The 805-nt window shown below is 30.7% G+C and carries 1 protein-coding gene; it reads right to left on the minus strand.

Annotated elements, in window-relative coordinates; all coding sequences use genetic code 11:
• Nucleotides 1–65: 65 nt before the first annotated feature.
• The gene (locus N178_RS27710; RefSeq protein WP_045295652.1) at nt 66–665 is read right to left on the minus strand and encodes a hypothetical protein; all 600 of its coding nucleotides are present in this window, start codon (nt 663–665) and stop codon (nt 66–68) included.
• Nucleotides 666–805: the final 140 nt, after the last annotated feature.

Below are 805 nucleotides of genomic sequence, written 5' to 3' on the forward strand. Positions count from 1 at the left end.
GTTAACATAAAACGCGTTATAGGTAGCAAAAGACGTTAGAGCATTAATCTAACGTCTTTTAGTAATTAATTTATCTTAAAGAAATCTTCAATCATTTGATCAGTTTCATCAGGACTTCGTAGTTCGACTATATTATCATTTTCATCATACGTATAATGATTCTTGAATTGGAAGGGCATAGCTTCATATTGTTTTTCTACTTGCTCCAATACTTGATGAAAGCAGTTATAATTGTATTCCTTAATTAGATAAGGTAATCCACTTGGTGAACGCAAATATTCGTATTCCTTATAATTGTAAGGGGTGTGTTCAGGTCTCTTTATCAAGATTTTCATGAAATGATTCATAGTTTTACTTATTTCATGTTCTTCAACGTATTTCACTAAGCCACGTACAGCTATTAATTTCATTTCTAAATCTCGCTCTTTCTTATAGGCCTTTTGAAAAAATTCATGAAGCTGAGAGTTGTAGATATCTCGTAAGACTAAAAGTAATTTATGACGTAGAGAAATGTCCTTTACGTTGAAATATAAATACCTCAAAGGTTCAAGATCCTCGACTTCCACTAATTTTGGCTCTAAATTAAAAATTGATTCTCTAAAATCCATATTACCTTCATAAAAAGAACCAGTTTCGTAAGCACTAGATAAAGCTTTATTTATCAATCCAAATCCTCCTAGAAAATTAAAGATATATATAATTAAACATACCTATGATTAATTGTATATGATATACAGATCTAGTTTACATAATGTCTCTTTCCGGTACACATCACAAAAAGGAACCCTTATGGGAGTAAGGGTTC

It is taken from the genome of Priestia aryabhattai B8W22, from assembly GCF_000956595.1.
Lineage (GTDB): Bacteria > Bacillota > Bacilli > Bacillales > Bacillaceae_H > Priestia > Priestia aryabhattai.